At 70.3% G+C, this 7,144-nt stretch carries 7 protein-coding genes; 4 read left to right on the top strand and 3 right to left on the bottom strand.

What is annotated here, in order from left to right; genetic code table 11:
- A partial coding sequence (locus E1J50_RS24675; protein WP_132256699.1) for a GntR family transcriptional regulator occupies window positions 1-642 on the top strand: 642 nt, incomplete at its 5' end.
- Window positions 643-646: 4 nt separating this feature from the next.
- Here the strand turns inward: E1J50_RS24675 and E1J50_RS24670 are convergent.
- Window positions 647-1,552 (bottom strand): L,D-transpeptidase, encoded by a 906-nt coding sequence (locus E1J50_RS24670; RefSeq protein ID WP_132256697.1) that lies wholly within the window; start codon window positions 1,550-1,552, stop codon window positions 647-649.
- A gap of 350 nt (window positions 1,553-1,902) precedes the next feature.
- Here E1J50_RS24670 and E1J50_RS24665 point away from each other — a divergent pair, with 350 nt between their 5' ends.
- A complete protein-coding gene (locus E1J50_RS24665; protein ID WP_132256695.1) occupies window positions 1,903-2,190 on the top strand; it encodes a hypothetical protein in 288 nt (95 codons plus the stop codon).
- Window positions 2,191-2,457: 267 nt separating this feature from the next.
- Here the strand turns inward: E1J50_RS24665 and E1J50_RS24660 are convergent, their stop codons facing one another.
- Complete coding sequence (locus tag E1J50_RS24660; protein ID WP_132256693.1) at window positions 2,458-3,924, bottom strand: methyl-accepting chemotaxis protein; 1,467 nt, start codon at window positions 3,922-3,924, stop codon at window positions 2,458-2,460.
- Window positions 3,921-4,223 (bottom strand): hypothetical protein, encoded by a 303-nt coding sequence (locus tag E1J50_RS24655; protein ID WP_132256690.1) that lies wholly within the window; start codon window positions 4,221-4,223, stop codon window positions 3,921-3,923. The genes E1J50_RS24660 and E1J50_RS24655 overlap by 4 nt, the downstream gene beginning before the upstream one ends.
- A gap of 724 nt (window positions 4,224-4,947) precedes the next feature.
- Here E1J50_RS24655 and E1J50_RS24650 point away from each other — a divergent pair.
- Window positions 4,948-6,201 (top strand): MFS transporter, encoded by a 1,254-nt coding sequence (locus tag E1J50_RS24650; protein WP_132256688.1) that lies wholly within the window; start codon window positions 4,948-4,950, stop codon window positions 6,199-6,201.
- 134 nt (window positions 6,202-6,335) lie between these two features.
- On the top strand, window positions 6,336-7,144 hold an 809-nt coding region (locus E1J50_RS24645; RefSeq protein WP_132256686.1), incomplete at its 3' end, for a TetR/AcrR family transcriptional regulator.

Raw genomic sequence — 7,144 nt, 5'->3', positions numbered from 1 at the left:
CTCCTCTCGGACCAGATCCGCAACGCGCTGACGGACGAGATCGCAGCGGGCACGCTCGCGGCGGGGATCGCCCTCGACGAGCAGGACCTCGCCGACCGGTTCGGCGCCTCGCGCACGCCCGTCCGCGAGGCCCTGCGCCAGCTTGCGGTGAGCGGCCTCGTCGAGGTGCGCCCGCGCCGGGGCGTCGTCGTGACCCGGATGACGCCCGAGCGCATCATGGACATGTTCGAGACGACCGCCGAGGTGGAGGCGATGTGCGTGCGGCTCGCCACCTACCGGATGACGCCCCTGGAGCGGAGCCATCTCCTCGACCTGCACGAGAGCGCGGGCGCGCTCGTCGAGGCGGGCGATGTCGACGCCTACGACGCCCTCAACCGGGCCTTCCACGAGGCGCTCTACCGGGCGACCCACAACGCCTTCATGGCCGAGCAGGCGCTCGCGATCCGCACGCGGCTGGCGGCCTTCCGGCGGACGCAGCTGCGCCAGGGCGAGCGCATCCAGCGCTCGCGGGCCGAGCACGGCGAGATCCTGGCGGCGATCGCGGAGGGCGACGGCGAGGCCGCGGCCCGCCGGATGCGCGCCCACATGCTCAACGCCGCGAGCGCGCTCGGGCGCTACGTCGCCGAGCACACGACCGACTGACCCCTCAGGTGATCACCACCACCTTGGTGCCGACGCCGACGCGGCCGTAGAGGTCGATCACGTCCTGGTTGATCATGCGGATGCAGCCCGAGGACACGCTGTGGCCGATCGAGGTCGGCTCCAGCGTGCCGTGGATGCGGAAGAGGGTGTCCTTGTTCCCCTGCCACAGGTAGAGGGCGCGGGCGCCGAGCGGGTTGCGGGTGCCGCCGGGCACGCCGAGGCCGCTCTGGAGCTGGCTGACCTCGCGGGCGAGCTTCGGCGTGCGGGCGATCATCTCCTTGGGCGGGTACCAGTCGGGCCAGGCCTGCTTCGAGTTGATCGTCGCGTTGCCCGACCACGAGAAGCCCTGCTTGCCGACGCCGACGCCGTAGCGGCGCGCCCGGCCGCCCGGCTGCACGAGGAAGAGGTGGTGGGCGCGCGGATCGACCACGATGGTCCCGGGCTCGTAGCGGCCGTTGAAGGCGACCTCCTGGCGCAGGAAGACCGGGTTCGCCTTCTTCCAGTTGAAGGGCTGGACCGGGAAGGCGTCGTCCGTGATCGCCGCGTAGGCGCGGGCGTAATCGATCGGTCCGTCATCGACCGCGCGGTTCTCGCCGAGCTTCGGGACGGGCGCGCCCTTGGGCGGCGGCGCCTCGTCGACGGTGCGGCGCGGCGGGGGCTCGCGCTCGGTGCCGGGCACGGGCCGGCCGTAGGTCTCCCGGCCCGAATAGGGCACGTACTGGCCGCCGCGGCGGCGGTAGAGCTGGCCGGCCTCGTCCCGGTAGAGCCGGTCGTCGTCGTAGCCGCCGAAACCGTCGATCGCGTCCTCCGGCGGGGGCCCGCCCTGGGCGAGGCCGGGGAGCGTGGAGCGGAGGAGCGCGAGGCTCGTCATCGAGCCTGTGAGCAGCGTGCGGCGCGTCAGTCTGGACATGGAATGCGAGACGTCCCTTCGGGGCCCGTGCCGTCGTCCGACCATGGCGGGCGGGGGGCCTTGGAGCCGAGTTCGCGCCGCCCGTATGCGGCAGCCAAGCTCGGTCTTGATCTGCCTTAGCAAAAGTGGGCCTCGCCCGTCACGTCCCGCGATGCAGGGCCGGGCCGCGTCGCGCGGGAACCGTTACCGATCCGGCACAGGCCCGGCCGGACATACAACCTTCGGATGAGGCGCCTCTTCACCATTTCGGATGAGAGGATGGGGAAAGAGGGGCCGCCGCGATTGCGGGGCGACCGGTGCGAGCGCATATCCAGCCGCGATTCGCCACCTCCCCATCCTGGATTCGTCCCGTGCCGGTTCTCCTGTCTCGGCCCGTCCGCACGAGCTCGCTCGTGCTCGCGCTCGCCGCATCGTGCCTGATCGCCGCGCCTGCCGAGGCGCGCCGAGGGGAGAAGCCGGGGGCCGCCGAGCCTCCGGCCCGGGCGAGCGTGAAGGCGCCCGTCAAAGGGCCCGGAGGCGAGCCGGCGGTCGCCTGGACTGCGGGCGAGGCCCCGGCCGCGAACTGCACGCGCAGCCGGCGCAAGCTCTGGCAGGAGGGCGAGGGCTGGATCGTCCGCACGATCACTGCCTGCCGCTGAGGCCGACGCGCCGGCCAACGCGCGATCGTTCGGAATCGGACGCGTTCGGACCCGTCGCGAGGGGCGGCCCCCCGACCTTGAGCGGCGCGCACCCCTGATCCACGGCAGGATATCGCCGCCGGCGACCCAAACTCGCCGTGGCAACCCGTCGTTTTCGCCTCCGGAAGCGGACGCTCGTCCCGCCCCCCTGTTCCGGCAGCATGGCGCCCCCAGGTGCGGTTCAGCCGCCTCCGACACCGGAATGGAACGCGTCAGGCTGCCCTTCGCTCAGGCGGCGCGCACGGTCTGGATGAAGCGTTGCACTTCGGCCGCGAGAGTCTCGGAGCGGCGCGACACATCGAAGGAGGCCCCGAGCACTCGGCTTGCCGCCTCTCCGGTCTCTTCGGCCGCCCCGGCCACCCTGGTGATGTTGCTCGTCACCTCTTCCGTGCCCATCGCGGCCTGCGAGATGTTGCGCACGATCTCCTGGGTGGCCGCGCCCTGCTGCTCCACGGCGGCCGCGATCGAGGTCGCGACGGCGCTGATCTGCTGGATGCGGCCCGTGATGCCGCCAATCGCCGTGACCGCCTGATCCGTCGAGGCCTGGATCCGAGCGATCTGGCCGGCAATCTCCTCGGTAGCGTGGGCGGTCTGACCGGCGAGATCCTTCACCTCGGCCGCCACCACGGCGAAACCGCGACCCGCCTCGCCTGCGCGGGCTGCCTCGATCGTGGCGTTCAAAGCCAGCAGGTTCGTCTGGCTGGCGATCCCGGAGATCATGCCGGCGACGTCACCGATACGGGCTACGGCAGCGTTCAGCTCCAGGACCAGCGCACTGGTGTGATCCGCCTCGGCCACCGCGATCCGGGCGAGGTCAGCCGAGCCGCCGACCTGCCGGCCGATCTCCTCGACCGAGGCGCCAAGCTCCTCCGCGGCCGCGGCCACCGTGCCGACGTTGCTCGCAGCTTCCTCGGCGGCCGCTGCCACGGTGGTCGACTGGCTGGCCGCCGTAGCCGCGGTGGCGGTCATGGTCTCTGCCGTGACTTGAAGCTCGGAGGCCGAGGATGAGACCAGCCCGATGATGTCGAGAACTGTCGCCTCGAAGGTTCGGACGACATGCTCGGTCTCCGCCCGACGCGTGACCTCGATCGCCGCGCGTGCCCGCTCGGCTTCCTGCTCGGCCGAACAGGCGCGGTGGAGTTGCGTCTGAGCCTCGCGCTCGGATTCTGCGAGCGAGACGAAGGACTGCGCGATGGTCCGGCAGACCCAGATCAGGACGCCCGCTTCCATCAGCACGATCACCGCGTGCAGCGCCACCCGAGCGAGGGCGAGGTCGGCACCCGGGAACACCAGGCCCGGCATCACGATATCGAGGGTGAGGTGATGCAGGGCGGTGGCTATCGTCGCTGCCAAGATCACGCGCCAGTCACACCATCCGACGAGGACGGCAAGGCAGGCGAAGAAATACATGTGCAGGTCGATCTGCCAGGGATGGCCGGCGAAAGCGATGAGGATCACGGCCGCCATGCCGACCAGCGCGAGCGCACTCACGAGTCGTGTCGCCGTGCCGACCGGGTCGCGCAGCCAGAAAAGGGTCCCGATGCCGGCGAGGCAGACGGTGGCGACGACCGGAGCGTAGTCGGGCCATCCTCGGGTCAGGATGGCGTCGCCTCCTGCAACGATCAGGACGTGCCCCCACAGCAGCAGGATCAGGAACCGAGCGAAGGTGAAACGCAGATCGTCAAGTTGTCTCATCGGGGCAGAGCCTCGGTTCGGATGGCTGCGGCGCGCACGGCGGCGGGGCCGCAGCCTTTAGCTAGGTCGGCATTGAGAACGAGGTGGGCACCCGCGGCGTAGAGGCGGGAGACGAAGCCGTGGCTGTCCGAGCGGGCAAGGATGACGTTGTCCGAACCGCCCGCGTTGACGATCGCGCCATCGGCCTCCGCGATGATCCGAGCGAGATCGGCCGTGTCGCGTCCCGGCGCCACGACGACGGCCACCATCGTCGCGCTTGGCATGGCCAAGAGCGCGAACGGCACGAACCGCGCGCCCATGCCCCCGAGAATGCCGAACCCGCACGCGGCATGACACTCCCGCAGACGGTGCGATGGTTGTGCCCCGTATGCGTCGGCTCGTGGAGGAGGGGCCATGGAAAACGGAATCCCCTGCAGGCGGGCAAGTCATGACCGTTAAGGGCAGGGTGATATAGAATGATGATGATTAATGATCTGTTAAAACCTAGATCTGACCAGATATTACAAATAATGATTGAAGGCACTCAGAACAAAATCAAACAATAGTTGCACACGTCCGGCTCGATGAATGCGGAGCGAGCCGCATCGGCCCCGAGCCGGCATGCGCGTCCGTGTATCCCGGGACCTCACCGGTCAGCCGCGCCCTCATCTCGGCGTGTGACAGCCGAAGACCGCTGGGGACCGATCGGCATCCGGTTTCCGCCCGTAGCGGACCATCGGCGTGGGCACCCAGCGCGCGCTGTCCACCCCAACCGTCCCGTCCGCCGCCGGCGAGCCGCCCGTTTCCTGGGCAGGCTGCCTTGCAGTGCAGCAATCTGCCCGGCGCCCCACGACGGGGCCGCATGGGGACGCCCCACCCGGCCGGGCCGCGGCCGTCTCTGGCACGCTTGCTGCTTGACCATCGAGGTCGCGCCTCGGCGCGGCGCGCGGGGCAACGGCGCCCCGCAAGGCGGACGGTGTGAGTCCGGTTCCTCCGGCAGAGCGGCAGCGCGAACGCGCCGCACCAGCAGACGAGCACCCCCTGATGGCCAGCTTCAAGACCGTGATGAAGTCGGGGCATCCCCCGACCCTGTTCGCCGCGTTCCTCTACTTCGATTTCTGCTTCGCGATCTGGGTCCTGAACGGCGCCATGGGCCCGTTCATCACCGAGACCTACAAGCTCAGCCCCGCCCAGACCGGGTTCATGATCTCGCTGCCGATCATGGCGGGCGCGATCATGCGCTTCCCCCTTGGCGTGCTCGCCCAGTATATCGGCCGCAAGAATGCGGCGATCACCGAGATGAGCCTCATCATCGCGGCGATGGCCTTCGGCTTCTTCCTCGTCCACACCTTCAACGACGTGCTCGCCATGGGCGTGCTGCTCGGCATCGCGGGCGCCTCCTTCGGCGTCGCCCTGTCGCTCGGCTCCGGCTGGTTCCCGCCCCAGCACAAGGGTCTGGCCATGGGCATCGCGGGCGCCGGCAACTCGGGAACGGTGCTCGCCGTGCTGTTCGCGCCCCCGCTCGCCCAGGCCTATGGCTGGCAGGCCGTCTACGGCTTCGCCGGGATCGTGATGCTGATCCCGCTCGTCGTGATGATCGTCTTCGCCAAGGAGCCGCCGGACCGCGAGCACCAGTCGTTCCGCCAGCACGTCGCCTGCCTGTTCGAGAAGGACGGCTGGGCCTTCAGCCTCGTCTACATCATCACCTTCGGCGGCTTCATCGGCCTGTCGAACTTCCTGCCGACCTTCTTCTACGAGCAATTCGCGGTCACCAAGATCGAGGCCGGCCGCCTCACCATGCTCGCCGCCATCATGGGCTCGGGGATCCGCATCGTCGGCGGATACTTCGCCGACCGGGTCGGCGGCGTGCTGGTGCTGACGGTGGTGCTGCTCGCGGCCATCGCCTCCTTCCTGCTCCTCACCTCGGCGCCCTCGCTCGCCCTGACCACGATCCTGTTCATGCTCTGCTTCGCCGCGCTCGGGGCCGGCAACGGCGCGCTGTTCCAGCTCGTCCCGCTCCGCTGGCCGACGAACACGGCGGTGGCGGGCTCGATGATCGGCGAGGTCGGGGCGCTCGGCGGCGCGATCCTGCCGAACGTGATGGGTCTGTCCAAGCAGTACACGGGCTCCTTCGCCATCGGCTTCGTGGGCTACGCCGCCTTCGCGGCGCTGGTGCTCGGCTGCCTCTACCTCTGGCAGCGCCGCTGGGTCGGCCAGTGGATCGGGCCGCGTGGCAAGGTGCTGGAGCCGGCGCAAGCCGCGCCAGTGCCGGCCGGGCTCGAGCCAGCCCCGGTCTGACCGGGCGGATACGCCTCGCGGACGCAGCGAGCGGGGGCCCTCCGGCCCCCGTTTTCGTGTTCGGGGTATGCGGGGCGGCCGGGCGCGGCCCGAGGGCGCTTGTCAGCCCGGCGCGCCCGTGCTCAACCCTGGGTATGTCGGACACCACGAGCCCGGTCCCGCGGCAGACCAAGCGCTTCGCCGAGAAGCGTCAGGCGATCCTCGACGCGGCCGCCAAGCGCTTCAACGAGCGGGGCATCCGCGGCACCTCGCTGGCCGACGTCTCGGGCAGCGTCGGCCTGATGACGAACTCGATCACCTACTATTACCGCCGCAAGGAGGATCTCGCGGCGGCCTGCTTCCTCGCCAAGATCGCGTGGCTCGACGCCCTGATCGCGGAGGCCGAGGCGGAGCCGACGCCCGAGGCGCGCCTGCGCGCCTTCCTCGACCGCTACGCGCGCGGTCTCGCCGCGATGGCGACGGGGGAGCAGCCGGCGCTGATCCGCTTCCACGACGTGCGCGCCCTGCCCGACCCGCAGGCGGAGACCGTGTTCTCCGCCTACAACGCCTTCTTCCGCCGGATGCGCGCCCTGGTGCTCGGGCCGGAGGCCCTGCCGGATCTCGGCCGGATCGAGCGCAACGCCCGCACCCATCTTCTGGTCTCGATCGTCCAGACCCTGCGCGTCTGGATCGAGCGCTACGAGCCGGACGACTACGCCCGGGTCGCGAGCCGCGTGGCGGACATCCTCCTGCGCGGCCTTGCGGGGCCTCTCAGCCCCTGGCCGCCCGCCGCGGGGCGCGTCGTCGAGGTTCCGGCAGCCGAGGGCGGCCCGACCGATGCGTTCCTGCGCGCGGCCACGAGCCTCATCAACGAGCAGGGCTACCGCGGCGCCTCAGTGGAGAAGATCTCGGCTCAGCTGCGCGTCACCAAGGGCTCCTTCTACCACCACAACGACAACAAGGA

The sequence above is a fragment of the Methylobacterium segetis genome (assembly GCF_004348265.1).
In the GTDB taxonomy this organism is placed as follows: Bacteria; Pseudomonadota; Alphaproteobacteria; order Rhizobiales; family Beijerinckiaceae; genus Methylobacterium; species Methylobacterium segetis.
This window is presented reverse-complemented; position numbering and strand designations above follow the sequence as displayed.

Bases quoted from the DNA above. Each gene is read 5' to 3' on its own strand.
- E1J50_RS24670 (WP_132256697.1), bottom strand. From the start codon at position 1,552: ATGTCCAGACTGACGCGCCGCACGCTGCTCACAGGCTCGATGACGAGC.
- E1J50_RS24660 (WP_132256693.1), bottom strand. From the start codon at position 3,924: ATGAGACAACTTGACGATCTGCGTTTCACCTTCGCTCGGTTCCTGATC.
- E1J50_RS24655 (WP_132256690.1), bottom strand. From the start codon at position 4,223: ATGGGCGCGCGGTTCGTGCCGTTCGCGCTCTTGGCCATGCCAAGCGCG.
- E1J50_RS24650 (WP_132256688.1), top strand. From the start codon at position 4,948: ATGGCCAGCTTCAAGACCGTGATGAAGTCGGGGCATCCCCCGACCCTG.